Origin of the sequence: Acinetobacter sp. Marseille-Q1618 (assembly GCF_902809855.1) — a bacterium.
In the GTDB taxonomy this organism is placed as follows: domain Bacteria; phylum Pseudomonadota; class Gammaproteobacteria; order Pseudomonadales; family Moraxellaceae; genus Acinetobacter.
In genome coordinates this window covers 1,068,655-1,093,573 of the sequence record NZ_CADDWJ010000001.1, presented here as the reverse complement: position 1 = coordinate 1,093,573, position 24,919 = coordinate 1,068,655, and the positions used below count along the sequence as shown (strand labels likewise).

Below are 24,919 nucleotides of genomic sequence, written 5' to 3'. Positions count from 1 at the left end.
AAGTTTTATCAAAAAGCACCTTCATTCCTTGCTTGTTTCCAAACATCATTAAAACCACATTATCATTATAATTTGTAGCTTTGAAATGCACATAAAAAACTTTTACGATGTGGTAGTTTTTTATGAAACTCACTTAGTTGTTATGATATTTTTTTAAATAATTTTAATCAAAATAAATAGTTAAGTTGTTTTTATATACTTGAGTATATTCTTTCTATGCCAAGGAATAATTGCATATGAAGCCATGACAATAGAAAATGCGGCAAGTTTTAATTATGTTTGAAATTTTGATTTTGGGATGAATTGAAATATACGTTTATTCCTCCTAATTGTTAACTTGAAAGGTGAGAAATATGGATCCTGAACCGAGTTGTAGAGCTTGTCTACAAAATACACGCTGTTTATATAAGATTAACGCCTAAATATTCCTTCCAAATTTGCTGCAATTTAAGCATGTAAATCTACTTGTGGAGGAATGTTCCAAGGAGATTCACATGTTGTTATTTAAAAGAAAATCTCAAGAAGTTTTGCAATATGCAATTCGTAATGCAGTCATGAGCCGCCGCTCAGAACATCTAAAAAATTTATTAAAGTCACATGGTAGTCGCCATTTTGCACATGCTTTATCAGGGTTATCGAGTCGAATTATCGCAGATGTCTTAACCATGCTTTCTGTCTCCGAACGCAACAATCTTTTAAATGGGCTGTCTTCCGATGCCTATCAGCGTTTGTTATTGCTTGATCAAAATATGATTCAGTTATTGGTGAACCCATCTCACTGATTTAAAAACTAAAGAGTTAAGAGTCTTCATCATATACACGCGATGAGTATAGAGAAGTGTTCGAAATTAAAGCGTATCACGCTTCGAAAGTTATAGACATATCTAATTTTTATAGGATAAAGCTCATGTGGAAAACTGAATTGAATCAAACAGATCAAATCGTGCAAAAACATTTAGCAGAGCATATTTGGCAACGTCCTATTGCACAAATCAAACCTACTCAAGCTGCAACGATTTCAAAAAAATGGTCGAATTATGAAAAACTATCTTTTGTCATGTTAGGGAGTAGTTGGGGAATATTGGTTTGTGTGGTGACGGCTTTACATTTTGGTAATAGCCATCTTGAAACCAAAACTTCTTCAACTTCAGGCTCACATAGTCTCTTTAAGAATAATTAATTTCATCCACACTTATAAATTTGAAATTAAGTGATTAAAAATTATAGAGGTTTTTATGTATAAATATGACAAGAATGATCAAAAGTTTAACTGGCTACGGGTCAAAATTTCTGAAAGCCACATGCTTAAATCGCTTAAGAAAAACTTAGGTGTCGATATTGAGAAAGCAATACACCATAACTTAAACCAAGATGGTGAGCTGAGTTATTATCCAATCAAGTTTTTAAGTCAGCAACACAGTAAACATCAAGCATTTCGGGTGATTTTCGTAGTTGCAAAAGATTGCATCATCTCTTTAGAGCCAGATCAGGCGCCACAGCTATTTGATCATATCGTATCGAAATTAAGTCAGAATCAAGAAGTTAAGTCTGTTTTAGAGACTTTCGCTACAATCTTGCAATCGATTAATGATTCTTCAGACCAATTACTTGACAGTATTAATGATGATTTAGGAAAGGTTTTGGTTTCAACAAGTTCGGTATTGAACAGTTTAGAAAGTAAAGATCGAGATTTTGGGGCAAGTGATGTTGTTACAACTCAAGCTGATTTAGCCATAATTGAAGAGCTACTTTCAGACTGTATTGAAAGCCAATTGCAATTAACTTTAGTGGCAAGACATGTGCAAGCACGTATTCCTAAAGATCAAAGTGATCTTAATCGCATATATCTGACTTTAATTGAGGATATTGAAGCGGTAGAGGAGCATGTGAGCTTTGTTCATAATCGTGTCAGATTGTTGCATAGCTCAAATAATATGGCGCTTAATGTTAAACAAAATCAGATTGTTAAAGTCTTTTCTGTGATCACTGCAGTGTTTTTGCCAGCGATGTTAATTTCAACGTATTACAGTATGAACTTTGAGGTAATGCCTGCTTTAGAGCTGCAATATGCTGAACCGATTACCATTATTTTAACAATTAGTTTGGCTTTTTTACCTCTGTTGTACGTCAAACAGCGTGGCTGGTTGCGTTAAATCTGAAGATAGCAAAATGAGGAACTGAAAATGTCAAAAAATATACATGATAAAAATGTTGTAGATATTAGTCACAATCACGGTCTGGTTTGGAATAAAGATTTAACTTTAGATGATGTTAATCAGTCTGCGATTCAGCGTAAAAATGCCATTGAGCATGCCAGATCAAGTCGTCCACGTACTGCGCAGATTGAGAAAGAAATCATGATTGCTGTGGTGATTCTCTATGCACTTATTTTGGGGAGTTTTGCAGGTTTGCACTTATATGCCAGTGCTAAAAACACAGTGGAGCTAACGCCAGTCAGTGTTGCTGAGGAAAAAAGAGCATGAATCTAGATATTCAACAAAAAATAGCGCAATTTTCGCTAAAAAATCAACCATGGATTCGTTTACATCATCAGCAAGTTGATCTTATTCAGGCATTGCAAAAGCAATATAACATCAATATTAGCGATCAGATGAATCGTGCAGTGATTGAAGAAAATGGCTTTTTTATTATTCCGATAGAGCTGGTGGTTTTATATGCAGAGCATTATGTTGAAACCAGAATTGTTTTTGCCTTTAATCAAAATATTTTAATTAGTTTAGAGGATATGCAATACACAGATCCACTCGATCATGCTCAACATAAACTGAATGAACACTTAGAAAATGTGTTAGAGCTACACACAGGGCAATTATTGTTTCATATTTTGCAATCTTTAAATGAAACCACCCATATTGCGATACGAGAAATTTCATTACAACTGGATGAAAGAAGTGAACTGGTTGCATTGGCAAGTGGTGGTTTTGAATTTTCTAAAAGCCAAGCAGGGGTCGCTGACATTGCGGACACTGCAATTGCGTTGGGTGAAGCAGAAGAATTGGTTGCAAAAACAATAGAAGGTCAGTTAATGCTGGCTCGGGCGAGCCGTTGGTTAAGACGTATGTCAAAGCAAACGTCTTTGCATGCGCATATTTCGCTATTGATTTCAGATATCCATAGCCTGAAACGTTATGCTTTATTTCAACATGACAAAATACGCAATCTACAACAGTCACTCATGACCACGATGGATATTAAGCAAAATCAGGTTGTTAAAGTATTTACTGTGGTTACAGCAGTGTTTACACCACCAACTTTAATTACGGCATTTTATGGGCAAAACTTTGCATATATGCCAGAGCTGACTTTGCAATATGGTGAATGGATTGTGATGTTGCTAACAGGTTTTTTCTCTTTGGTTCCTTTGTTGTATATCAAATATAAAGGATGGATGAGATGAATGTACTCGATGCAATCAAATGTTTAACATTTTGGCAGCGTTTATCAGCGCAAGAAATGGAAGACTTTATTTATCTAAAGCAACAGTTTGCGATAGATTTTAAGCCTAAAAATTTTGCGCAAAATAACAAAACCTTGTGTATCCGTTGTGTCCGAATCGAAAATCAAAAGATTTTGCTGACCGATTTACTGTGGTATGTCGCTGAAGATGCACAGCCTATTTATACCGTTGAAAACAAATATCGAGTGATTCGTCCTGCACAAGCTTTAGAAAGAATGCAATTTCAACAGCTTCATTTGGACAGCTCTCACAGCATTGCCTTTGTATTTTTAAATCAGCTTTTAGGTCAAGCGATTCATATTATTGATTATATTGATCAAAATGTTTCTGAAAATGTTACTTTTATTCGCAATTTTCAGTTAAACCCGAACAATCAATATGCCGCAGGCGTTGAAGATCTTTCACGGGTTGATACGGATTTAAATCAGTTGAGTTCCTTACTTGGGCATGTTTTGAATACAGTGAATGATTTAGAACTGGCAACGCGTCAATTAAAATATCAAGTTTTACAACGCTCACAATTAGATATGCATTATGTAGAAGATTTAATGAGTGAAATAGAGGCAACCAAAAGACGTATTCAATTTTTAATTGAACGACAACGTTTTCATTGGAGTGTGGCAGGCGAATGTGTATCTCGAAGCAATCTCAATATCACCAAAGTCTTTTCGGTGTTATGGGCGGCATTTATTCCGGGTGTGGCATTGATTAATTGGTATGGTCAAAACTTTAGGGTTATGCCTGAGTTATCTTGGAATGGTACCATGCCCGTCCAATTAATCACCGTATTATTGCTTACAGCTATTCCGATCTGGATGGTCAAAAACGCAGGGTCTTTAAGGTAGAAAAATGGAAGACGACAATCAAATTCAGCCTATCAGGTGGGAATACTCCAATCTTGTGGGCGTTAAACCAAAACATAAGCAGCAACCATTATCAATAATTTTTGATGAGGAGGAGCTTTTGCAAATTTAAAATAGGCAAGCTTTCTTCTGCATCATCAAAATGTTCGAGAAAGTCATGATGAAAATAGTCCAAAATCCTTCATATTTAAAACAAATTTTAAAATTAAAACTTCCTTTCTCTTTGGTTATATTTTCAAATTTTAGCCATGCGCAGCATTTTCAACTGAATGAAAACAATACATTAGATATTTATGCCACATTTGATGCTGCTTTGACGTGGGGAAATGAGCAAGCCAATCAATTTAAACTGATAAGTGGCGGTTTAACAGATTCTATTATTGGCGTAGCGCTACAGACGCAACTTGACCATGATTTTATTGTAAATGCCAAGCTTGAAAGTGCTATTGATTTAACAGAAGGGCAGTTTGTTGATGAAAAACATCATTTTAATCAAGCTGCATGGTTAGGCATAAAGCATCATGATTATGGTGAATTACGTATGGGGCGCCAATATACCGCTGCACAGCATTATATTTCCAATATTGAAATCGCTGCTTGGAAAGATTTTGGCATGGGGGCGCTATTGCGTGCAGCAGATAATTATCAAGTTGCCCACCAAGTCAGTTGGTTTAGTCCTGAAATCTATCATTTTTCTGCTGCATTCAGTTACAGTCCTGATATAGCTGCTTCAGAGCAACAATCTCCACATAAAATGTATAGTTTTGCAACGCAGTACGCTTTAGATACACTGCTACTGACAGCAGGTTATGAAAAACTTGATCACTTTAAAAGCCATATAAATCAAAAAATAACGCCTCAAGCATTACAGTTGGGAATGAAATATGAGTTGCCTGAGCAAGTACAAATCGCTTTGGCTTGGAGTCGACAAAAAAATGGTTTTGTCGGTTTAAATGGTATGCAGCAACCTGATTTAAACATTGGGCTAGGCGCAGATGAGTTTATTAATGATGGGAAGTTCGATGCTTTTTATATCGCAACGGCATTGCCTCTGTTTCAAGGAGAAATGCAACTACACTATTCATCTGCCAATCTAAAATTTTCAGACAAATCAAATCACTATCACGAACCAAAAATCATGTCGGTGGGTTATCTCTATCCGATATCTGAACAATTAAAACTATATTCCTCTTTAGCACATGCAAAAAACTACGATATTGACCATGTTTTTTCTAAAAACCGAACGCATCTGAATCGCTTCGCCTTAGGGCTGAATTATGACTTTTAAGCACAGCCTTTGTATTTGAGAGATTTAGGTTTGCTTGATCTAAGCCAAATCTAAATAAAAGCAAGTTCAATCGTATTGTTTTTTAAATTAAAAATATAGAAATTAAAGAGTTAGCTTATGCAAGAGTTTATCCATTTAAGCAGCTGGAATATGTTGTTGATTAACTTTATTCATATTATGTCGGCATTTATTTTGGGCATGATCATTGGATTTGAAAGACAAATTCGACAACGAACAGCAGGTTTACGTACCAATACATTGGTCGCTGTAGGTGCTGCAATTTTTGTATCATTGGGTGTCAGAATTTATCAAGAAATGGGCGGAACGCAGACGCCTATACATATTGTTGCTTATGTCATTTCTGGAATTGGCTTTTTAGGTGCAGGCGCCATCATGAAAGAAGGGGCGAATATTTCAGGCTTAAATACAGCGGCAACTTTATGGGGAACAGGTGCAGTCGGTGCATGTGCAGGCGCTGGTTTTTTAGCTGAGGCAGTGGTTGCTGCATTATTTGTATTGGCGAGTAATACCTTATTACGTCCCGTTGTGAATCAAATTAATCGCTTACCGTATCGAGAAGAAACGGGCGAAGCAAGCTATATGATTTATGTGATTTGTACAGAAAATCATAAATCCGAAATACGAGAAAAAATGATCGATTTATTGGAACATTCTACTTATCCAGCACGAAAAGTAACGGATCATACTTTTGGTCGAGGTGACGTCGAAATGGAATTTACTTTGTTTGCAACGGCTGTGTTAGCCCATGAAATTGATCGAATTGTAGATATGGCAGAAACTTTTGAAGGGGTTAAACAGGCATTTTGGAATGCCAAAGATGAATGAGCTTTGCTTAAGATGTGTCTAAAGATTATACTGAATTGATCATCAATATCAGTGACAAGGGGTTTTAAAATGCTTGATTTTTCTTGTTTATTAAATCAATTCTAATCTATGAAAATGTTAGTTTTTAACAAAACTCAACTCAATAAGGGGCTTGGATATTTCACTTTTCTTTTAATCGTATTGATTATTTTTATTTGTGATACAACCACAGATTATGACATCGCAATATCGGTATTTTACAACATTGTCATTTACTTGGTCGGTCATCAAGCCTCTAAAAAGAGACTTATTTATATTTTTGGGTTATGTGTTTTTTTAACCATCATCAGTATGTTACTGACGCCTTTTGGAAATTACAAAATCGGGATTATTAATATGCTGATTAGTATCTTATCGATGATGTTATTGACTTCTCTGATGATTAAAAAAGCCCAAGTCACGACTTTAGCAAATGAGTTTCAGGCACGCTTGATTCGTATTTCGCGCATTAAAAGTTTAGAAGGAACGACAGAGTCGATCGTACATGAGATTAATCAACCGTTAACAGCGATCCGAACAAGTAGCCATTCTGCTCAGTTATGGTTAGAGCAAAATCCACCAAATACAGATCGAGCATTAAAAGCCATCCAACGAATTGACCATGATAGCCAAAGAATTAGTCATATTATTCGCCGAGTTCATCGTTTAACCAAAGCCAAGCAACCTGAATTGACGCATTTTGATTTTAATCAAGCAGTTCACGAGATATTGACATTATCTTTAAATGACTTAGAAAAAAATAAAATCAGGTTAAATGATCAACTCAGTCAAACTAAAATTTATGCCTATGCAGATGAGATTCAAATTCAGCAAGTGATTCATAATTTAATTACGAATGCGATAGATGCGTTGAAAAATAACCCAATCGCCCAACGCCAAATTGAGCTATATTCTAACCAACAAACGGACAAAATCGTATTTTCAATCGTAGATAATGGACATGGCGTAGAACCAGAGCAAAGACAACATATTTTTGAAACTTTTTGGAGTAGTAAAGAGGAAGGAATCGGAATTGGTTTAAGTATTTGTTTAACGATTATTGAAGCAAATCATGGGCATTTAAATTTTAAAGCGAATCCAAAAGGCGGTGCAATTTTTAGTTTTGATATTCCTGCTGCAAAAGAGAGATAGAGTCGGTGATGCAAGAGAAAAAATACCAGCAGCTACAAGCCTTTGTTTATATTATTGATGATGATGCTTCAATACGAGATTCATTAGAGGATCTATTACAGTCCGTTGGGCTTGAAGTTAAAAAATTTGAGTCTACATACCAGTTTTTAGCGCATGCGCATGGCGCTTTACATGGTTGTTTAGTTTTAGATGTGCGTATGCCTGAGCAAAGTGGTTTAGCGTTTCAAAAACAGATGCAAGCTTTGGATATTCATCTACCTGTGATTTTTATTACAGGTCATGGTGATGTCGCAATGAGTGTACTTGCGATGAAGCGAGGCGCTATTGATTTTCTACTTAAACCTTTTAAGCACCAAGATTTGATTGATGCAATTCAAATCGCGATGCAGAAAGATAAACAGCGCGTGATGTTAGAATTAGAGCAGCAACATTTTCATACTTTATGGAATAAACTCAATCACGGAGAACAAGAGGTCATCAAACAAGTTGCAAAAGGTTGTTTAAATAAACAAATCGCAGCGCAATTAAATCTGAGTGAAATTACCATCAAAGTACGTCGTGCCAGCGCAATGCGTAAATTAGAACTGAATTCAATCATTGAATTAATTCATTTCTTAGAAAAAATAAAATAAGGTTTGAGAATCTGACTTTTCGCAGACTCTACAAATTAAAAAGCCAGTCTATAACATCATAAACTGGCTTGGTTTTATAAAAGTATCATTAAATAACCATTACTTTAAAAAACGTTGATAACCTAAATTATTGGTAATTTCTTCATATGGATAAGTGATACTTTCCAAGGTTTCGATTAAACCATCTGGGTTTTGTTGTGCATCCTCAGCTTCTAAACCAACCAATACCCGACCTTCCGCAGCGCCATGATTACGGTAGTGGAACAGGGTGATATTATGCATAGGTCCTAGACGTTCTAGAAACGTAAGTAATGCGCCTGGACGTTCAGGGAATTCCACACGGAATAAACGCTCATTTTCAATATCTGCATGACCACCGACCAAATAACGAATATGCAGTTTTGCGACTTCATCATCCGATAAATCATCTACGTCATAATGAAGTTTTAAAGATTCATAAATATCATGACGTTCTTTGTCGCCAGATTTTAAACTAATCCCAACAAAAACTTGTGCCGCAGTTGCATCACTGGCACGGTAGTTAAATTCCGTAATGTTACGACCTTGCAAAGCACGACAGAATTTTAAGAATGAACCTTTTTCTTCAGGAATGGTGACGGCAAAAATTGCTTCTTTACGTTCACCAAGTTCAGTACGTTCCGCAATATAGCGTAAACGGTCAAAGTTCATGTTGGCACCACATACGATCGATACCATGTTTTTACCAACTAATTCATGTTCTGCAACATATTTTTTGATGCCTGCTAAAGCCATAGCACCAGAAGGTTCTACGATACTGCGACATTCATCATAAGTGTCTTTAATCGCAGCACAGATTTCATCCGTATTTACGAGGATAACGTCACGCTCAACAATTGGACCTGAATTATCTGATTTTTGTAATTGAATCACTTCAAATGGTTTCTCACCGATTTGCGCAACGGCTGTACCATCCGCAAATAAACCGACAGAAGGTAAAACTACACGTTCATTGGCTTCAAATGCTGCTTTTAAACATGCAGACTCGTCATATTCGACAGGAATCACTTTGACATGAGGTGCAACATCACCGAGATAAGCTGCAACACCTGCGATTAAACCGCCACCACCGACAGCCACAAATACATAGTCTACATCACGCCATTGACGTAAAATCTCATTTGCAATGGTTCCTTGACCTGCCATGACCAATTCATCATCATAAGGTGGAATAAAGGTCATAGCTTCGTCAGCAGCGCGTTGAATGGCATATTTATTTGCTACATCAAACGAATCACCATGTAAAACTACTTCACCACCTAAGCGTTTAACAGCTTGAACTTTAATATCGGGTGTAGTTTTTGGCATGACAATAATGGCACGAATTCCCAGTTTTTGACCAGATAGTGCCACACCTTGCGCATGGTTACCTGCTGAAGCCGTAATAACGCCACGTTCCAACTGAGATTTCGGTAATTGACTGATACGGTTATAGGCACCGCGCAGTTTGAAAGAAAAGACAGGTTGTAAATCTTCGCGTTTAAAGCGAATGTTATTATTTAGCTTTTCACTAATTCGTGGCGCTGCTTCGAGTGGGGTTTCGATTGCAACGTCATAGACCGTTGCCTGTAAAATTTGTCGAACCAAACGAGACAGCATGTTAATTTTCCATATAACAGTTTAAAATGAGCGCTCATTGTAACAAACCCCTGCACATTTGCGTTTTAAAAATATGCAAAATGTGCAAAGAATCTGAAATTTAGTCGAGTAATGTCATGAGTCTTTATGCAACCCAAGATGAGAAAAAACAAGCAGCAGCCAAAGCCGCTTTAAAACACTTACCTAAAGGGGGCATTTTAGGGGTGGGTACTGGGAGTACGGTCAATTTTCTGATTGAACTTTTACCAGAGTTACAACTCGAAGCTGCGGTGGCGAGTTCTGAAGCAACCGCACAACGTTTGAAAAAATTGGGCATTGAAGTCGTTGATATGAACCATGTCGGTGGTTTGGACGCATATGTCGATGGTGCGGATGAAATTGATCGTCATATGCATATGATCAAAGGTGGCGGTGCTGCGCTGACACGTGAAAAAATTGTAGCTTCGATTGCGAAAAAATTTGTATGTATCGTGGATGACTCGAAATGGGTAGAGCAGTTAGGTCGTGAGTTTCCACTTCCTGTGGAAGTGATTCCAATGGCTCGTTCTGCAGTGGCGCGTAAAATCGTGACTTTGGGTGGTGATCCAGTCTATCGTGAAGGTGTGGTGACAGATAATGGGAATGTGATCTTGGATGTTTATAACCTGAATATTTTAAATGCCTTAGAGTTAGAAAAAACATTAAACGATATTCCTGGTGTCGTGTGCAATGGTATCTTCGCAATCAATAAAGCCGATATTGCCATTGTTGCGACTGATAATGGTATTGAAGAACGTACTGCGGTTTAATTTTTTGGTTCAATACAGTTCTATTAAAAGTTTAAGTGAAACTTAATTGAATTTATATTGAAAGTTCCTTCTCCCTCAGGGAGAAGGTTAGGATGAGGAGAGGATCAACCTCTCCCTAACCCTCTCCTGAAAGGAGAGGGAACTACAAATTTCGTAATAAAATTATAGTATAAATGACCCAAAACCTCCCCGAAATCCAAATCACCCATCATGCACGTGCAACTCGCTTACGGCTGCGTGTCGAGCCGACTCAGATTCGTTTAACGGTACCTAAATTTTGTAGCAAACGTCAGATTCAGGATTTTTTAAAACAGTCTGAACAATGGATGATTGACACTTGGCAAAAACAACAAGATCAAATAGGGCAGGTCGATAGAGTATTACCAATAGCGCTGAATTTATTTAATTTAGATCAGCCTTTAGAGATTACTTATCAAACGCAAAAAAAATCCTTTATTTTTGATGAGAAAAATTTGCAACTATTCATCAGTGATCGTCAGCCTACACAGTATTTAAAAGCATTTGTGATCGCTTATGCAAAGCAGCATTTACCGATTTATTTACAACAAGTCAGTGTTGAAATTGGCTTAAAATTCGCTGAATGTTCGATTCGTCAACCTAAAACGCGTTGGGGGAGTTGTACAGCTCGACACGATATTATGCTCAATAGTGCATTGGTATTGTGTGAAAAAGCCATAACGCGATATGTCTGTGTGCATGAATTGGCACATACACGATATTTTGATCATAGCCCTGCATTTTGGGCGGAAGTTGAAAAATATGATTTAAATTATAAAAATCATCGAAAAATTTTAAAAAGCGGTATGATGCCGTGGTGGTGGTTTGAACATTAAAATAACTAAAGAAGTTATATAGTTTAGAACTTCTCCTCTTTAATACTCTTAATATTAATAAATATAAGGTAAGAGGAGAATGGTATTTACAATTTATTTATTATTTATGTTTGGTATAAATAATGTCACTTAAATCATAACCAAGTGATTTTGCATAATCTAGATACTCATCGATAACAGTTTTATCTGGTGTGGCAGTACGGCTTAAAACCCATAAATATTTTTTATTTGGACTACCTACTAATGCAGTTTGATAATCCTCATCAAGTTTTAATATCCAATAATCACCACGTGCAACAGGCAGCCAACGGATTATACTAGGTAGAAAACTAACTTTTAATTTAGAATTTTTTGGTGCATTTTTAACAAATGCTTCACCAATTGATTGCTTTAATTTACCCTCTTTATCAAAGCATTTATTATCTACTTTGACATTTCCGTTACTATTTAATGAGTAGTTAGCTGTTACATTGTAGTCACACATTCTTTGAAAATATAATGGTTTACGTGCAACTTCATGCCATTCTCCCAAATATTTTTTTAAGTCCACTTGTTGTACTGTTGGAATATCTTCATTTCCAGCATGTACTAAAGTTGCACTTGCTAATGCTACGACACCGCCAATCAATAATAATCTTCTAAAGTTTGATTTCAACATCAGTAATAGACCTAAGAGAAGTTTAACTAAGTTTTTCTATAATTTTAATTTAACTGAATATTTTAAGTTTTAAATTTATTTGTTATATAGTTCGGTAAAATTTTGTGAATATACAAAAATATAGGTTTTTAAAATCCAATTAACATTTATTTATGCTTTTCTTATAATTTTGTATTTTAAATACATGCTTTCAATGAATCCATAATATTGGTAAAATTTATTTTAATATATAATATATTTTAATAATATGTTGGGTATTATAAGAAATAAAATCTAGAATATTATTTCTAAGCATTAATGATAATGATCTGATTAAAACCTTCTTTATCTGTTGGCATTTCTAATGCTTTATAAACATTGGTTAAAGCATTTTCATTGACAATTTGATCTTGAGGTCTTTGTTGGTTTCTTTGCAGACAAATTTTTAACGGAGTCTGAAAGCATACAGCTATACAGACTTTATGATACTTTTTGGCAAGTTTTAAAATAGGTTCTCGTTCCGATTTTTTTACTAAAATTGCATCGAATACAATATCATCGGGATGTTTTAAAAGGTGCTGCTTTGCCCATGTGCTTTTACCACTTGCCTGACAACCTATTAAAATATACACATCCGAATTTTTAGAATGATGGATTAAGGCATGGTCTAGGTCTGCAAAACATTGTTGCCACGCAGCAGTATTTCGTTTCACAGTCCAAAGACGACCACGCTTTGTTTCTAAATAATGGTCAGGATTAATATGCATAATCAATTATATCATTCAGAATTACTATGTTTGAATAATCCAACCTAAGCACAAAGATCAGACTTTTTAAATCAAAACTGACATTGCGTGTTTTGTAATTCTAAAGAATATTGTTTTTCATCGGTAGAAAGTTTCATACGCACTTCATAAGGATTTACCCGTTGAAATTGATGTTCAAATAAATGATCACAGTTTCGTATTAAATTATCTGTAAATAATTTTTTAACATCTTGTGAACTCATATTTTGAGTAAATTGTTTAAAATCTGGTGAAGTAATAATACCTTGAATTTCAATATAATTCGGATATAAACGTAGTTTTTCAATTAAAGTATTTTGATCAATTTGTAAGGGTAAAGTGCGTGAATCTTCATCACTTAAGTAACTTAAAACATCAGCCAATCTTTTAGTATTTTTAATTTTATAGTTTGCATCAATAATTTTCTGTTGAACCAAATAATCATCGAGCTCAGTAGCTTGAACAGTACTCAAAAATGAACCAAGAAATAGGCTAGAACCAAGTAAAAGTGTCGTAAATTTCATAATTAAATCTTATTGAAAGTATGTTTTTTATTATAGGCAATATTTGCATGATTACTAGTGTGAAAGTTTATTCTGCTTAGATCAAAACGTATCGATTGCTTATCCTTGATTAAATCTTATGCTGATTTGATTAACCAGTTTTAGCATAATAAAAAGGAAGCCTTAGCTTCCTTTTTTAATATTAAACTCAAAATGATTTAATCAAAAATTAGTCCATTGAAACATTGTTATTACGCTTTAATGTTGCGTCTAATTGTTGTTGATCAAGTGCATGATCCCAACGTGCTACAACGATTGTTGCACAAGCATTACCAACTAAGTTGGTTAATGCTCGACATTCAGACATAAAACGGTCAATACCTAGAATTAATGCCATACCCGCCACAGGAACGGCAGGCACTACAGATAATGTTGCCGCTAAAGTAATAAAGCCAGCACCCGTTACACCAGCAGCACCTTTAGAACTGATCATGGCAACCAAGAGCAATAAGATTTGATCTTGAATACTCAGGTCAATATTACATGCTTGGGCAATAAATAATGCTGCCATAGTCATATAAATATTTGTTCCATCTAAGTTAAATGAATAACCTGTAGGAATAACCAAACCAACTACAGATTTTTCACAACCTGCTTTTTCCATTTTACGCATCAATGAGGGTAATGCTGCTTCAGATGACGATGTCCCTAATACCAACCATAATTCATCTTTGATATAGCGAATTAAATGAAGAATCGAAAAACCGTTGAATTTTGCAACTGCGCCTAAAATCACTAAAATAAACAGCAAAGAAGTGATATAGAAAGTCAAAATAAGTAAGAGTAAATTACCAATACTATCAATACCATATTTGCCAATCGTAAATGCCATCGCACCAAATGCACCGATTGGTGCAAACTTCATCAGCATCCCAACCAAATGAAATACTGGTGCAGTTAAATGGTTTAAAAACTCAACCACAGGTTTACCACGTTCACCTACCGCAGCCAACGACAAACCAAATAACACCGCCACAAACAACACTTGTAAAATATCACCACTGGTTAAAGGGCTGATCAAGGTAGTTGGTAGAATATTCATGAGAAAATCTACGATAGAAGCATCATGAGCTTTGCTTGCATATTCGCTGATTTTGTCAGAATGTAATGTGCTTGGGTCGATATTTAACCCTTTACCAGGTTGGATCAGATTGGCAATAATCATCCCAACAATTAAAGCCAAAGTTGAGAATGTCAGGAAGTAAAGCATGGCTTTACCTGCAACACGACCCACAGAACCCATGTGTTTCATGCCTGAAATACCCGTTACAACCGTCAAGAAAATAACAGGTGCAATAATCATTTTAACGAGTTTAATAAAAGCATCCCCTAATGGTTTTAAACTTTCACCAACATCAGGATAAAAATGCCCTAATAAAATACCTAAAACGATTGCTGCAATAACCTGTACATACAGGATTTGATAAAACTTTTGAGGCTTTTTAGGCTTCTCAAAGTCTGAGTGAATATCCATAGAAAAATTCCTTTTACCAAGTGAATAAAACTTGGTATTTATTGTAGAAATGGAGAATTAAAAAAAATAAACTGAAAAAATGACAACCTATCTCTTAAGGTATTGATTTTAAATGAATGTATTCATAGGACAAATATGTTATTTAGATAAGTTTTAGATCTAAAAATAAACTTAAAATTTAAGGTATGGTTAAATATATATAATGGTAATAAAGCTAATTTTTAAGGTTTTAATAAATATTTTAATAATTATAATTAAATATATTTTTCACGTTTAAATAAAAGTAGTTTGATTAATTAATTTGGCTATAATGAATATTTAATTTAATCACTAAATGATTAAGATCTAAAAGCTATTATTAACAAATTTCTTTTAAACAGATGAGATGCATTTTTAATCGTATTGACATTTTTAACATTCAATATGTGTCACTGATGTTCATGACAAACTACTAAAAATTATATAACATCCAAGAAACTAAACCCAAAAAATAAGTGTAGTAAAAGGAATATCAAAAATGTTGGCGTATGATGCAGATTTAGAGCTATTTAGAGATAATTTTAAGCGCTTTATGAGTGAACATGTTGCTCCACATTATGAGCAATGGGAAAAAGAAGGCTTAATGCCTCGTTCAGTTTGGACACTTTTGGGTGAAAATGGTTTCTTATGTGTAGATGTGCCTGAAGAATATGGTGGTTATGGTGTCCCAACAGAATATTCTTTAATGTTGGTTGAAGAGTCTGCACGCGCAGGTTATGGCGCACTTTCTACCGCGATTTCTTGTCACTCTGAGATTGCAGCACCTTATATTTTGCATATTGCCAATGAAGAGCAAAAACAATATTGGTTACCTAAAATGGTTTCTGGGGAGGTTGTTGGCGCCATCGGAATGACTGAGCCAGGAGCTGGTTCTGACTTACAAGGTATGCGTTCTTCTGCAATTTTAAATGGTGATCATTATCTATTAAATGGTTCAAAAACCTTTATTTCTAATGGTCAGCATGCAGATTTGGTGGTTTTGGCTGCAAAAACTGATCCTCAAGCACGTGCAAAAGGCGTTTCATTATTATTGGTGGATACGCATTTAGATGGCTTCAAAAAGGGCACAAATTTAGACAAAATTGGTTTACATTCACAAGATACTTCAGAGCTGTTCTTTGACAATGTCAAAGTTCCTGCAAATCAGTTGTTGGGTAATGCAGGACAAGGTTTTGCATATTTGATGCAAGAATTGCCACGTGAACGTACAGCAATCGCTGCTACAGCATTGGGTGCGATTCGTGGTGCAATCGATGTAACTACTCAATATGTGCAAGAGCGCCAAGCATTTGGACAAAAAATTGGAAGCTTTCAAAATTCACGTTTTGTTTTAGCTCAAGCAAAAATTGATGAGTTGGCAACAGCAGCATTCTATAATCAAAATTTAGCTTTATATAAAGAAAGCAAGCTAGATGTGGAAACAGCTGCTGCACTGAAAAGCTTTAGTACAGACATGCAAATGAAAATCATCGATAGTTTATTACAATTATTTGGTGGTTATGGTTATATGACTGAATATCCAATTTCACGTTTCTTTGTAGATGCACGTATCCAACGCATCTACGGTGGAACGAATGAAATTATGAAAGAAATCGTGGCACGTGGCATGTTAGGACGTTAATTATTTCTATTGCATTACATAAAAATGTTGTACAGAAGAAAGCTACCGTTAGGTGGCTTTTTTACTATAACAGAGCAAATATTCATAATGCTCACTCAATCATTCAAGCAAGATCAGCTATGAATATGAAAAAGCAACTGACGACTTTAGCGCAGTATCAAAAGTTGTTGTAGGCAAGAAATTATTTTGGCATTGGTTTAATTGTTTTAACTTTGTCAGTTTTTCTGATTTATTCCCTGCTTAACACGGTGTTTTCTAATCAAGGCTTAGTATTTGTGTTGAGCATGATGATTGGAATATTTGGTTTTATTTTTGTGGTCTTTGGATTTTTAATGAAAGATATTTGCCCGTGGTGCAAGCAGCATTTCTTTTTAGTCATCATGGCACAGCAAAAATTAAAGCTTTAGATTGGCTTTTTAAAAGCATTGTGCTCATTGCCATGAACCTAAACAGGATATAAACATTAAATACGAAGAGAGTTAAGCACTTAATACATTTAAACATTCATCAATAAATACAGGTAGCTCCTGCGTAGAGCGTGATGAAATATACAGATTATTATCATTGACAACTTCACGATCAAATATTACAGCACCAGCGTCTTTTAATTCCTGAATCATTGCTTCAATTGAGGTTAAACGGCGTCCTATCGCAATTTGCGCATCGATCAATAAATGTGGGCTATAGCAGCATAAAAAAATCGGCTTTTGTGCATTTGCAAAGTTGCGTAAATAATCAATAAATCGGGTATCTTGTTTGAGATGATAGGGTGAATTGCCACCGGGGATCATTAACGCATCAAAATCTTGCACAGTAATTTCATCAATCCCTAAATCAATACTTACGGCTGATTTTCGTTGCTTACTGTAGACGATATTTCCTGCGGTTTTTTCAATGTTACGCACAGAGTGGCTTGCTGCACGAAAAGCTTCTACAGGATCATGGTATTCAGCATCTTCAAAATCATGGGTAATAAAAACGGCGATTCTTTTATTCATATTCTATGGCTCGAATTGCGCTGTAGTTTTTATCATAAATGCCAAGTGATAAAATTCTGTAGAGGCTTTGTAAATAAATTGTTTAAAAGCGAATGAATAAAAACTAGCTTTTGGCGCAGCAAAGCGTGGATTTAAACTCAGATAAAAGCAGTATTTTGCAACAAAATGAATTGAACTATTGTTATACTGTCAGCGGTTGGATATTCAAACCTCTCGTAATTCTTGACTTTCAAAAGGGCGATATAACAATGATCAACGATGATCAAAACACGACTTCTCTCGATCTTGCTCAAATCCGTGAAGATATTGATTCTGTAGATCAACAAATTCAACAACTCATTAATCGCCGTGCAAAACTGGCGGAAGCAGTTGCTAAAGCAAAATTTGCAGCAGAAGAGAATCCGTTGTTTTATCGTCCTGAACGTGAAGCACAAGTTTTGCGTAAAGTCATGGATCGTAATGAAGGTCCATTGTCTGATACGACGATGGCACGTTTATTTCGTGAAATTATGTCTGCGTGTTTGGCTTTAGAAGCCCCACAAAGTATTGCATTTTTAGGGCCTGTTGGTACTTATACTCATTCAGCGGTATTAAAACATTTTGGGCAAGATGCTGTGATTCGTCCATTGCCAACCATTGATGAAGTGTTCCGTGAAGTAGAAGCGGGTGGAGCACATTATGGTTTAGTACCTGTTGAAAACTCATCTGAAGGTGTCGTAAATCATACATTGGACTGCTTTAAAGCTTCTCATTTAAATGTGATTGGTGAAGTTGAACTACGCATTCATCATCAATTTTTGATTTCTGCAAATACCCGTAAAGACAGTATTAAACAAATCTATGCACATCAACAAACTTTAGCGCAGTGCCGTGGTTGGTTGGATGCACATTACCCAGGTGTTGAGCGTGTAGCCTTAAGCTCAAATGCAGAAGCAGCACGTCGTATTCGTAATGAATGGCATTCTGCTGCAATTGCATCCGATGTTGCTGCAAACTTATATGACTTAGAAATTTTACATAGCAATATTGAAGATAATCCTGAAAATACCACACGCTTTCTTGTGATTGGTCGTGAAAAAGTACCTCAAAGTGGTAATGATAAAACCTCATTATTGATTTCTGCACATGACCGTGCAGGGGCATTATTAGAAATTTTAGCTCCATTTGCCAAACATAATATTAGTTTAACCAGTATTGAAACTCGTCCAGCTTTGCCTGAAAAATGGGCTTATGTGTTCTTTATCGACCTTGAAGGACATGTGGAGCAAGAAAATGTTAAAGCTGCCATTGAAGAAATTCGCCCATTGGTCAAAGAAGTGCGTGTTTTAGGTTCTTACCCAATCGCTGTATTGTAAGTTTAGGTTGTTATGAATATGTCACAACCTTTATTTAATAAAGTTGCATTTATTGGGCTTGGACTGATTGGCTCAAGTTTGGCACGTGTCATTGTTGCGCAAAAGTTGGCAAATACGATTGTTGCGTCGACACGTTCTAAAAAAACCTTAGATGATGCAAAAGCCTTAGGAATCATTTCACAAGGCTATGCTGATCCGATCGAGGCAGTACAAGATGCTGATTTGATTGTATTGGCTTTGCCTGTACGGGCGACTCAAAAAATTTTAGAAACCATTCAGCCATATTTATCTGAAAAAACTATTATTACTGATGTGGGAAGTACTAAAGGCAATGTAGTTGCTGCTGCTAAAGCGGTTTTTGGTGAGAATTTACCTCTGGGATTTGTACCGGGACATCCGATTGCAGGTGCAGAGCATACAGGTGTACATGCAGGTAAAGTTGATTTATTTGCCAATCACAAAGTGATTTTAACACCGTTACCAAGTAGTGCAGACTGGGCAGTCGAAAAGCTGACACAGCTTTGGCAAGCTGCAAAAGCTGAAGTGATTTGTATGGATGTGGATAAACATGATGAAGTGCTTGCACACACTAGTCATTTACCTCATTTAATGGCATTTAACTTGGTTGAGCAACTGGCAAATCGTGAAGATAATCTCGATATTTTTCGTTATGCAGCAGGTGGTTTTCGTGATTTTTCACGGATTGCTGCCAGTGACCCTCAGATGTGGCATGACATTTTTTTTGCCAATAAAAAAGCCATTTTAAAAGCAGTTGATGGTTTTGAGGCGCAACTTGCGACTTTACGTCAACTGATTGAAAATGAAAATTCACAAGCATTGATGGGGCTGCTCGGGCATGCACAAGCAGCACGACAGCATTTTAATCATATGCTCGCTAATAAACCTTTGATGGAGAACAATAAGGTGACACAACAATTTACCATTTTGCCGGGTGAAAAGACATTTAAAGGTAAATTTACCGTGCCGGGTGACAAGTCTGTGTCACATCGCTCCATCATGTTTGGTGCGATTGCGGAAGGTACCACTCATGTGACTGGTTTCCTTGAAGGGGAAGATGCACTAGCCACCTTACAAGCATTTCGTGATATGGGCGTGAGTATTGAAGGCCCTAAAAATGGTGAAGTTACCATCCATGGTGTTGGTGTAAATGGCTTAAAAGCCCCAAAAACAGCACTGTATATGGGGAACTCAGGTACCTCGATGCGTTTGCTTTCAGGTATGTTGGCTGCACAACAATTTGATTCAGTGATGACAGGTGATGCCTCATTGTCTAAACGTCCGATGGAGCGTATTGCAAAACCTTTACGTGAAATGGGCGCACAGATTCAAACAACGGGTGAACGTGGTACACCGCCTGTATCAATTACAGGGGCGCAAACCTTAAAAGGGATTCATTATGATTTGCCAATGGCTTCGGCTCAGGTGAAATCAGGAATTCTTTTAGCAGGTTTATGGGCAGAAGGTGAAACTTCTGTGACTGAGCCTGAGCCAACGCGTGATCATACTGAACGTATGTTGCGTGCTTTTGGTTATGATGTAAAAACTGAAGGCAACCGTATTTCGCTACAGGGTGGTGGAAAATTAGTCGCAACTAAAATTCAAGTACCATCAGATATTTCTTCAGCAGCTTTCTTTATGGTTGGTGCGGCAATCACCGAAGATTCAGATGTAACACTTGAAGCAGTTGGTATTAATCCAACCCGTACAGGTGTGATTGAAATTTTGAAACAAATGGGCGCTGACTTAACTGTTGAAAATGAACGTATTGCAGGCGGTGAGCCGATTGCAGACATTCGTATTCGTGGTACACGTACACTCAAAGGCATTCATATGCCTGAAGATCAAGTACCTTTAGCGATTGATGAATTCCCAGCATTGTTTATTGCTGCAGCATGCGCTGAAGGTCAAACGGTGCTGACAGGTGCTGCAGAATTACGTGTCAAAGAATCTGATCGTATCCAAGTCATGGCAGATGGTTTAAAAACTATGGGCATCGACTGCACCCCAACCGATGATGGCATCATCATTGAAGGGAAAGGTAAATCAGGTGAGTGGGGGGCAATTTTCACTGGTGGTGAAATTGAATCTCATCATGACCACCGTATTGCAATGAGCTTTTCAATGGCAGGGTTGCGTAATTCAGAGGAAATTAAAATTGTTGGTACTGAAACTGTGGCGACGAGTTTTCCAACCTTTACTCAGTTGGCAAGCCAAGCGGGTTTAAATATTCAAGTTACTGAATAAATAGTCTAATATTTGTATATTTGTTCGACAACAGCCAAGCAAACGCTTGGCTGTTTGGTTTTTATTGCTTATTCTAAAACCATACAACTATAAAGCATTTTGGATGAAGCAATGAGAACATTACAATTTACTGCAAACTGCGAAAACCATGTGAAAAATGCTGAACATGAGGCAAATGCATGTCATGTCACTCAAGAATATGTGACTGACTTATTGTCAAAACAACTTATGCAGTACGGTTTTAAGGCTGAAACAACGACATCTGAAGAAAATCTAGCTGTGACAGTTGAAAATCATCCTGTGGGTTTGGGTGTTAATTGTCGTTTAAATGAAGAAGGGCTGCTGACTTGCCAAATTTCTGCACATGTAGATGAACAACAAGTTTGGTTTAAAAAAATTGAAACGCAAAGTATGATCAATCAGTTGGCAAATGCTGTTGAAAATACCCTGAAAGAAGATGAGTCTTTTAGTAGTTTTGAGTGGAAAGGTTAATTGCTAATTAGTAAGCGTTAGATTTTAACGCTTACTTTAAAAATATCGTCTATTTTTTCGAAGTGAATCTCACAATCTATAAATTTTTGAATCATAGCCGCTTGAGTTCGGGTGTGTTCACTGATCATTTGAGCAGAAAACTCCCCACCTTTACCCAAAGCCAATGGTAATAACAGTTGATCTGTTAAATACTCATCTGCCACAGCATCAGTTGCTAAATATGTTTTCACTTGTTTAGCTAAATCATGTGCGACTTTTTCGGCACTCTTTTTCATTTCCCCTAAAGCAGAAAAGACTTGCTGATGATGTTCATAATTTAATATTACAAATGCAGTATTTCCTTGACTAATGCCTTGAAAATTTAACCGTTTACGTTGTGTTAAATCTAACTTGTTATTTAAAACTTCAAGTTCACGATCTGCAATATTACTTGGAATGTTGAGTGCTGTAGCAAAGCCATTCACCTCAATTAATTTACCTTTTTTCAAAACTGTATATTGTGTTTGAGTTGTCCACGGTTGAATAGTTGCATTAATCTGACCTGCGCCAATTGGGAAAAAACCAGCTCTTTCACATTCAAAATCAACTTGGATTCCTATTTTTTGAAGATTAGGTAGAAAACAATGTGAAATAAAATCTGCAGTTGGTGCCATAGGATTATGCGTTCCACCATGAATATTGATATGGCTTGCTTCAGCTTGCATCATTAAAGCTGGGAGTAGTGTTTGTAACACCAGAATGGTGCTACCTGCTGAACCAATCTGAAAATCATATTTTCCAGTTTGGACTTGCTGAGGTTGAAAATACAGTTTTTGTGAATGCAGTTCTGCGCCTTCAACAGTGGCATTGCTGATGCGTTGAGATGCTTGTACACAAACTAAGTGCTGGCGCATTAGTCCTGGTTTCTTACGGCCTGCACGAATATTTACAAGTTCAAATGGAATACCTGTTAACATAGAAAGTGAAAGGGCTGTACGCAGGATTTGTCCACCGCCTTCGCCGATTGATCCATCGAGTTGAATGGTTTGAGGTTTTAATTGTGTATTCATTTTACTCTTCATTATTTTTTTCTAAAATATTTGGTTTACGAACATATTTTATAAACCGTTCTTCGCTTGCGCCAAATTTTCTATAATTCTCTTTTGCTTCGTTTAATGAAACTTTATTTGCACCACTTTTTGAATTTGGGTGAATATTTTGTACAGGATCATCTTCCCAAAAACAAACTGGACAAATCTCAAAGTCAAAATTACCCGAAGGTTGATCTCTAGTGTAATGATGACAACAAGTACAAGGGTAATTCATTAAAATTCCTAAAAGGGGTGAACATACTGTCAGTACATGGTAATGACAAGTGAGTTGTGACTTAGCTTTATGGGCTAAGTTTTAAATTGTGCAAGGTGATGGGTTGAATTGTGCTTAAAGTTTTAAGCTAACCCGCTCGCTCTGCAAGCCACTACACGTTATTTTCAATCCTGTATTGTGGAAGTAGGGGATCTTGCACTCGCCCAGTATGTTCGGTGTTATCTTAAACAATTATTTGCTTAAGAAGAAATATATTGTCAGTACTTGGTAATATTATGTGAATAGTTACTTTGATTCACAAAGGTTTAAATGATGATCAATGATGGATTGATTTGTGCATTGCCGCATTTATCCATTTTGCTCATTACCTAAAAATGATGCTGACTTTTATTTCAATCTATACAGCCTTAGATCTTGTACTCGCCCAATATATTTCGGATTTGATGTAGCGAACTACATCAAAACTTTTAAACTGTTGATTTTAAATTTCAATTAAATCAACTTGCCAGTTAGTTGCCTGAATCAAAACATTTAAATCACGGAGTTTGGCGCTGATATCATCGGCTTGCTTTTGCAAGGATGATACTGGAATCACTTTATGCCATTTAATCTCACGTGTGCTGTAACGATCAGGTTCACGATGGGTATTGCTGATTGCAGACGTTAAAATTTTATGACGTTCTACAAGTTCATCACGTTGAGTCAATAAAGCCAACAACGAACGACCATCAGTTAATTTTGCCAAAGCGTTGGTTTGGTGAATGGCTAAAACCAGTTTTTGAGATTCCTGAGTTAATGCAAATACTTGCTTTAACAGCTCGTTTGGGTCTTCCGATGGTTCATCACCATCTTGTACCAATACATTGGCATTGATACGTTGTTTTAGTGAAGCGAGTTTCTTCTGTTGATCGCTTCGTAAAAGTAATGCTTCTGCGAGTTTCATATTCTTTTTCCTCATTTTTAACAAATATTTAAAATCACGATTTGATTAATCTTCTGTTCGGATAATGTATTGATAGAAATGGATTCTGCAAACTCTATAACCTCATCCAAAGTTTGGTCTTCATGCCAAGTGGTCATGAATTGATAATCTTCCTCATCAGATAATTTATAATTACAGAACTCTAAGTAACTCCAATCCAATGCATCATCTCAAATTGAACATGCATATCTCCAAGCTAAAGCCCAATAGCATTGCTCTGATTTTACAATCTAATCACAGCATTGATTGCGCCATTCTTTTTCTACATTTTGACTATGAATCGCAATCACCAAAATGTAAGGTGTTTGTGGTAAATCAAAGAGAATCTCTTGATTTACTCTGATTTCATGCGTAAAAAATACGATATTATGTTGTATTATTTATTGCTCGTACTAAATAACATTCTAGAGTTTTCAATAAAGCAAAACTCATCTTGATTGATTTTTTTAAAGTCGAGATCAATGTCATGAATCGTATTAATATCAGTATTCACACTACCTTGTGTCCACGACACAATAATTTCAAAATTTATACTCAGTTTCATTAGTTGAGTAAAAATTTCATAAGCTTTCAAAGTGGCTTTAATAGATTGCTCATCTTCATTAAACCATTCTTCAGGTAGATTGAAACCTAACTCAAGTGGTCGAATTCTAAAATGGCAACTACATGACTGTTCATTTGGATAGCCTGCAATGTACCAACGATTCTCAAATTTCATTTCATGTATTTCAGGAACATAATCGGGAAGACATTGTGTAAAAGAAATATCCTCACAATTAAATTCACTTAAATCAATCCATTGTTTTGTGCTAATTAAGATGACATTACACATTATTATCTCCTGAT

26 protein-coding genes are annotated in these 24,919 nt (G+C 36.1%); 16 read left to right on the top strand and 10 right to left on the bottom strand.

All coding sequences use genetic code 11. The features are described 5' to 3' along the window. Positions 1 to 494 precede the first annotated feature (494 nt). From HUS24_RS05150 to HUS24_RS05105, 10 genes are all read left to right on the top strand, one after another. Positions 495 to 782, top strand: coding sequence for a hypothetical protein (locus tag HUS24_RS05150; protein WP_173911009.1), 288 nt, complete (start codon positions 495 to 497; stop codon positions 780 to 782). A gap of 125 nt (positions 783 to 907) precedes the next feature. Beyond that, the gene (locus HUS24_RS05145) at positions 908 to 1,180 is read left to right on the top strand and encodes a hypothetical protein (RefSeq protein WP_173911008.1); all 273 of its coding nucleotides are present in this window, start codon (positions 908 to 910) and stop codon (positions 1,178 to 1,180) included. Positions 1,181 to 1,235: 55 nt separating this feature from the next. After that, positions 1,236 to 2,153: a CorA family divalent cation transporter gene (locus HUS24_RS05140; RefSeq protein ID WP_173911007.1), complete on the top strand. Its 918-nt coding sequence runs from the start codon at positions 1,236 to 1,238 to the stop codon at positions 2,151 to 2,153. Positions 2,154 to 2,183: 30 nt separating this feature from the next. Beyond that, positions 2,184 to 2,483 (top strand): hypothetical protein, encoded by a 300-nt coding sequence (locus tag HUS24_RS05135; RefSeq protein ID WP_173911006.1) that lies wholly within the window; start codon positions 2,184 to 2,186, stop codon positions 2,481 to 2,483. Continuing rightward, complete coding sequence (locus HUS24_RS05130; RefSeq protein ID WP_173911005.1) at positions 2,480 to 3,418, top strand: CorA family divalent cation transporter; 939 nt, start codon at positions 2,480 to 2,482, stop codon at positions 3,416 to 3,418. Before HUS24_RS05135 ends, HUS24_RS05130 begins: the two co-directional genes overlap by 4 nt. Continuing rightward, complete coding sequence (locus HUS24_RS05125; protein WP_173911004.1) at positions 3,415 to 4,323, top strand: CorA family divalent cation transporter; 909 nt, start codon at positions 3,415 to 3,417, stop codon at positions 4,321 to 4,323. Before HUS24_RS05130 ends, HUS24_RS05125 begins: the two co-directional genes overlap by 4 nt. 175 nt (positions 4,324 to 4,498) lie before the next feature. Further along, on the top strand, positions 4,499 to 5,629 hold the full coding sequence (locus HUS24_RS05120; protein WP_173911003.1) for a porin: 1,131 nt from the start codon (positions 4,499 to 4,501) through the stop codon (positions 5,627 to 5,629). A 117-nt stretch (positions 5,630 to 5,746) separates the two neighbouring features. After that, positions 5,747 to 6,475, top strand: coding sequence for an MgtC/SapB family protein (locus tag HUS24_RS05115; protein ID WP_173911002.1), 729 nt, complete (start codon positions 5,747 to 5,749; stop codon positions 6,473 to 6,475). 108 nt (positions 6,476 to 6,583) lie between these two features. Further along, entirely contained in the window at positions 6,584 to 7,645 is a 1,062-nt protein-coding gene (locus tag HUS24_RS05110; protein WP_173911001.1) for a sensor histidine kinase, read from the top strand. An 8-nt stretch (positions 7,646 to 7,653) separates the two neighbouring features. Continuing rightward, entirely contained in the window at positions 7,654 to 8,277 is a 624-nt protein-coding gene (locus tag HUS24_RS05105; RefSeq protein WP_173911000.1) for a response regulator transcription factor, read from the top strand. A 99-nt stretch (positions 8,278 to 8,376) separates the two neighbouring features. On the opposite strand, the gene ilvA is transcribed toward HUS24_RS05105, so the two are convergent. Continuing rightward, positions 8,377 to 9,915, bottom strand: a complete 1,539-nt coding sequence (gene ilvA / locus HUS24_RS05100) for a threonine ammonia-lyase, biosynthetic (protein ID WP_173910999.1) — start codon at positions 9,913 to 9,915, stop codon at positions 8,377 to 8,379. 116 nt (positions 9,916 to 10,031) lie between these two features. Between ilvA and rpiA the strand changes: the two genes are divergently transcribed. Then, the gene (gene rpiA, locus HUS24_RS05095; RefSeq protein ID WP_173910998.1) at positions 10,032 to 10,703 is read left to right on the top strand and encodes a ribose-5-phosphate isomerase RpiA; all 672 of its coding nucleotides are present in this window, start codon (positions 10,032 to 10,034) and stop codon (positions 10,701 to 10,703) included. Between the two features lie 173 nt (positions 10,704 to 10,876). Further along, positions 10,877 to 11,557, top strand: coding sequence for a SprT family zinc-dependent metalloprotease (locus HUS24_RS05090; protein ID WP_173910997.1), 681 nt, complete (start codon positions 10,877 to 10,879; stop codon positions 11,555 to 11,557). 100 nt (positions 11,558 to 11,657) lie between these two features. On the opposite strand, the gene HUS24_RS05085 is transcribed toward HUS24_RS05090, so the two are convergent. From HUS24_RS05085 to HUS24_RS05070, 4 genes are all read right to left on the bottom strand, one after another. Beyond that, positions 11,658 to 12,215, bottom strand: coding sequence for a lipocalin family protein (locus tag HUS24_RS05085; RefSeq protein ID WP_173910996.1), 558 nt, complete (start codon positions 12,213 to 12,215; stop codon positions 11,658 to 11,660). 287 nt (positions 12,216 to 12,502) lie between these two features. Next, positions 12,503 to 12,961, bottom strand: a complete 459-nt coding sequence (locus tag HUS24_RS05080) for an AAA family ATPase (protein WP_173910995.1) — start codon at positions 12,959 to 12,961, stop codon at positions 12,503 to 12,505. 71 nt (positions 12,962 to 13,032) lie between these two features. Further along, positions 13,033 to 13,503, bottom strand: coding sequence for a hypothetical protein (locus HUS24_RS05075; RefSeq protein WP_173910994.1), 471 nt, complete (start codon positions 13,501 to 13,503; stop codon positions 13,033 to 13,035). Positions 13,504 to 13,711: 208 nt separating this feature from the next. After that, entirely contained in the window at positions 13,712 to 15,016 is a 1,305-nt protein-coding gene (locus tag HUS24_RS05070; protein ID WP_173910993.1) for a dicarboxylate/amino acid:cation symporter, read from the bottom strand. Positions 15,017 to 15,533: 517 nt separating this feature from the next. On the opposite strand from HUS24_RS05070, the gene HUS24_RS05065 reads away from it, so the two are divergent. Further along, the gene (locus tag HUS24_RS05065) at positions 15,534 to 16,676 is read left to right on the top strand and encodes an acyl-CoA dehydrogenase family protein (protein ID WP_173910992.1); all 1,143 of its coding nucleotides are present in this window, start codon (positions 15,534 to 15,536) and stop codon (positions 16,674 to 16,676) included. Positions 16,677 to 17,155: 479 nt separating this feature from the next. Here the strand turns inward: HUS24_RS05065 and HUS24_RS05060 are convergent, their stop codons facing one another. Then, complete coding sequence (locus tag HUS24_RS05060; protein ID WP_173910991.1) at positions 17,156 to 17,674, bottom strand: DJ-1/PfpI/YhbO family deglycase/protease; 519 nt, start codon at positions 17,672 to 17,674, stop codon at positions 17,156 to 17,158. A gap of 248 nt (positions 17,675 to 17,922) precedes the next feature. Here HUS24_RS05060 and pheA point away from each other — a divergent pair, with 248 nt between their 5' ends. The 3 genes from pheA to HUS24_RS05045 all read left to right on the top strand — a co-directional run bounded on the left by pheA (position 17,923) and on the right by HUS24_RS05045 (position 21,786). Then, positions 17,923 to 19,029 carry a prephenate dehydratase gene (gene pheA, locus HUS24_RS05055; RefSeq protein ID WP_173910990.1) on the top strand — a complete coding sequence of 369 codons (1,107 nt, stop codon included), beginning with the start codon at positions 17,923 to 17,925 and terminating at the stop codon, positions 19,027 to 19,029. Between the two features lie 18 nt (positions 19,030 to 19,047). Beyond that, positions 19,048 to 21,294, top strand: a complete 2,247-nt coding sequence (locus HUS24_RS05050; RefSeq protein WP_173910989.1) for a bifunctional prephenate dehydrogenase/3-phosphoshikimate 1-carboxyvinyltransferase — start codon at positions 19,048 to 19,050, stop codon at positions 21,292 to 21,294. Positions 21,295 to 21,405: 111 nt separating this feature from the next. Then, positions 21,406 to 21,786 (top strand): hypothetical protein, encoded by a 381-nt coding sequence (locus HUS24_RS05045; RefSeq protein WP_173910988.1) that lies wholly within the window; start codon positions 21,406 to 21,408, stop codon positions 21,784 to 21,786. A gap of 17 nt (positions 21,787 to 21,803) precedes the next feature. Here HUS24_RS05045 and rtcA read toward each other — a convergent pair whose 3' ends face one another. The 4 genes from rtcA to HUS24_RS05020 all read right to left on the bottom strand — a co-directional run bounded on the left by rtcA (position 21,804) and on the right by HUS24_RS05020 (position 24,905). Next, on the bottom strand, positions 21,804 to 22,835 hold the full coding sequence (gene rtcA / locus HUS24_RS05040) for an RNA 3'-terminal phosphate cyclase (RefSeq protein WP_173910987.1): 1,032 nt from the start codon (positions 22,833 to 22,835) through the stop codon (positions 21,804 to 21,806). Between the two features lies 1 nt (position 22,836). After that, complete coding sequence (locus tag HUS24_RS05035) at positions 22,837 to 23,091, bottom strand: CPCC family cysteine-rich protein (protein ID WP_173910986.1); 255 nt, start codon at positions 23,089 to 23,091, stop codon at positions 22,837 to 22,839. 481 nt (positions 23,092 to 23,572) lie between these two features. Next, positions 23,573 to 24,034 (bottom strand): DIP1984 family protein, encoded by a 462-nt coding sequence (locus HUS24_RS05030; RefSeq protein ID WP_173910985.1) that lies wholly within the window; start codon positions 24,032 to 24,034, stop codon positions 23,573 to 23,575. A 415-nt stretch (positions 24,035 to 24,449) separates the two neighbouring features. After that, positions 24,450 to 24,905, bottom strand: a complete 456-nt coding sequence (locus HUS24_RS05020; protein WP_173910984.1) for a hypothetical protein — start codon at positions 24,903 to 24,905, stop codon at positions 24,450 to 24,452. Positions 24,906 to 24,919 lie beyond the last annotated feature (14 nt).

What these genes read in the sequence shown, in the direction of transcription:
- HUS24_RS05150 (WP_173911009.1), top strand. Translation starts at nt 495, where the DNA reads ATGTTGTTATTTAAAAGAAAATCTCAAGAAGTTTTGCAATATGCAATT.
- HUS24_RS05145 (WP_173911008.1), top strand. Translation starts at nt 908, where the DNA reads ATGTGGAAAACTGAATTGAATCAAACAGATCAAATCGTGCAAAAACAT.
- HUS24_RS05140 (WP_173911007.1), top strand. Translation starts at nt 1,236, where the DNA reads ATGTATAAATATGACAAGAATGATCAAAAGTTTAACTGGCTACGGGTC.
- HUS24_RS05135 (WP_173911006.1), top strand. Translation starts at nt 2,184, where the DNA reads ATGTCAAAAAATATACATGATAAAAATGTTGTAGATATTAGTCACAAT.
- HUS24_RS05130 (WP_173911005.1), top strand. Translation starts at nt 2,480, where the DNA reads ATGAATCTAGATATTCAACAAAAAATAGCGCAATTTTCGCTAAAAAAT.
- HUS24_RS05125 (WP_173911004.1), top strand. Translation starts at nt 3,415, where the DNA reads ATGAATGTACTCGATGCAATCAAATGTTTAACATTTTGGCAGCGTTTA.
- HUS24_RS05120 (WP_173911003.1), top strand. Translation starts at nt 4,499, where the DNA reads ATGATGAAAATAGTCCAAAATCCTTCATATTTAAAACAAATTTTAAAA.
- HUS24_RS05115 (WP_173911002.1), top strand. Translation starts at nt 5,747, where the DNA reads ATGCAAGAGTTTATCCATTTAAGCAGCTGGAATATGTTGTTGATTAAC.
- HUS24_RS05110 (WP_173911001.1), top strand. Translation starts at nt 6,584, where the DNA reads ATGAAAATGTTAGTTTTTAACAAAACTCAACTCAATAAGGGGCTTGGA.
- HUS24_RS05105 (WP_173911000.1), top strand. Translation starts at nt 7,654, where the DNA reads ATGCAAGAGAAAAAATACCAGCAGCTACAAGCCTTTGTTTATATTATT.
- ilvA (WP_173910999.1), bottom strand. Translation starts at nt 9,915, where the DNA reads ATGCTGTCTCGTTTGGTTCGACAAATTTTACAGGCAACGGTCTATGAC.
- rpiA (WP_173910998.1), top strand. Translation starts at nt 10,032, where the DNA reads ATGAGTCTTTATGCAACCCAAGATGAGAAAAAACAAGCAGCAGCCAAA.
- HUS24_RS05090 (WP_173910997.1), top strand. Translation starts at nt 10,877, where the DNA reads ATGACCCAAAACCTCCCCGAAATCCAAATCACCCATCATGCACGTGCA.
- HUS24_RS05085 (WP_173910996.1), bottom strand. Translation starts at nt 12,215, where the DNA reads ATGTTGAAATCAAACTTTAGAAGATTATTATTGATTGGCGGTGTCGTA.
- HUS24_RS05080 (WP_173910995.1), bottom strand. Translation starts at nt 12,961, where the DNA reads ATGCATATTAATCCTGACCATTATTTAGAAACAAAGCGTGGTCGTCTT.
- HUS24_RS05075 (WP_173910994.1), bottom strand. Translation starts at nt 13,503, where the DNA reads ATGAAATTTACGACACTTTTACTTGGTTCTAGCCTATTTCTTGGTTCA.
- HUS24_RS05070 (WP_173910993.1), bottom strand. Translation starts at nt 15,016, where the DNA reads ATGGATATTCACTCAGACTTTGAGAAGCCTAAAAAGCCTCAAAAGTTT.
- HUS24_RS05065 (WP_173910992.1), top strand. Translation starts at nt 15,534, where the DNA reads ATGTTGGCGTATGATGCAGATTTAGAGCTATTTAGAGATAATTTTAAG.
- HUS24_RS05060 (WP_173910991.1), bottom strand. Translation starts at nt 17,674, where the DNA reads ATGAATAAAAGAATCGCCGTTTTTATTACCCATGATTTTGAAGATGCT.
- pheA (WP_173910990.1), top strand. Translation starts at nt 17,923, where the DNA reads ATGATCAACGATGATCAAAACACGACTTCTCTCGATCTTGCTCAAATC.
- HUS24_RS05050 (WP_173910989.1), top strand. Translation starts at nt 19,048, where the DNA reads ATGTCACAACCTTTATTTAATAAAGTTGCATTTATTGGGCTTGGACTG.
- HUS24_RS05045 (WP_173910988.1), top strand. Translation starts at nt 21,406, where the DNA reads ATGAGAACATTACAATTTACTGCAAACTGCGAAAACCATGTGAAAAAT.
- rtcA (WP_173910987.1), bottom strand. Translation starts at nt 22,835, where the DNA reads ATGAATACACAATTAAAACCTCAAACCATTCAACTCGATGGATCAATC.
- HUS24_RS05035 (WP_173910986.1), bottom strand. Translation starts at nt 23,091, where the DNA reads ATGAATTACCCTTGTACTTGTTGTCATCATTACACTAGAGATCAACCT.
- HUS24_RS05030 (WP_173910985.1), bottom strand. Translation starts at nt 24,034, where the DNA reads ATGAAACTCGCAGAAGCATTACTTTTACGAAGCGATCAACAGAAGAAA.
- HUS24_RS05020 (WP_173910984.1), bottom strand. Translation starts at nt 24,905, where the DNA reads ATGTGTAATGTCATCTTAATTAGCACAAAACAATGGATTGATTTAAGT.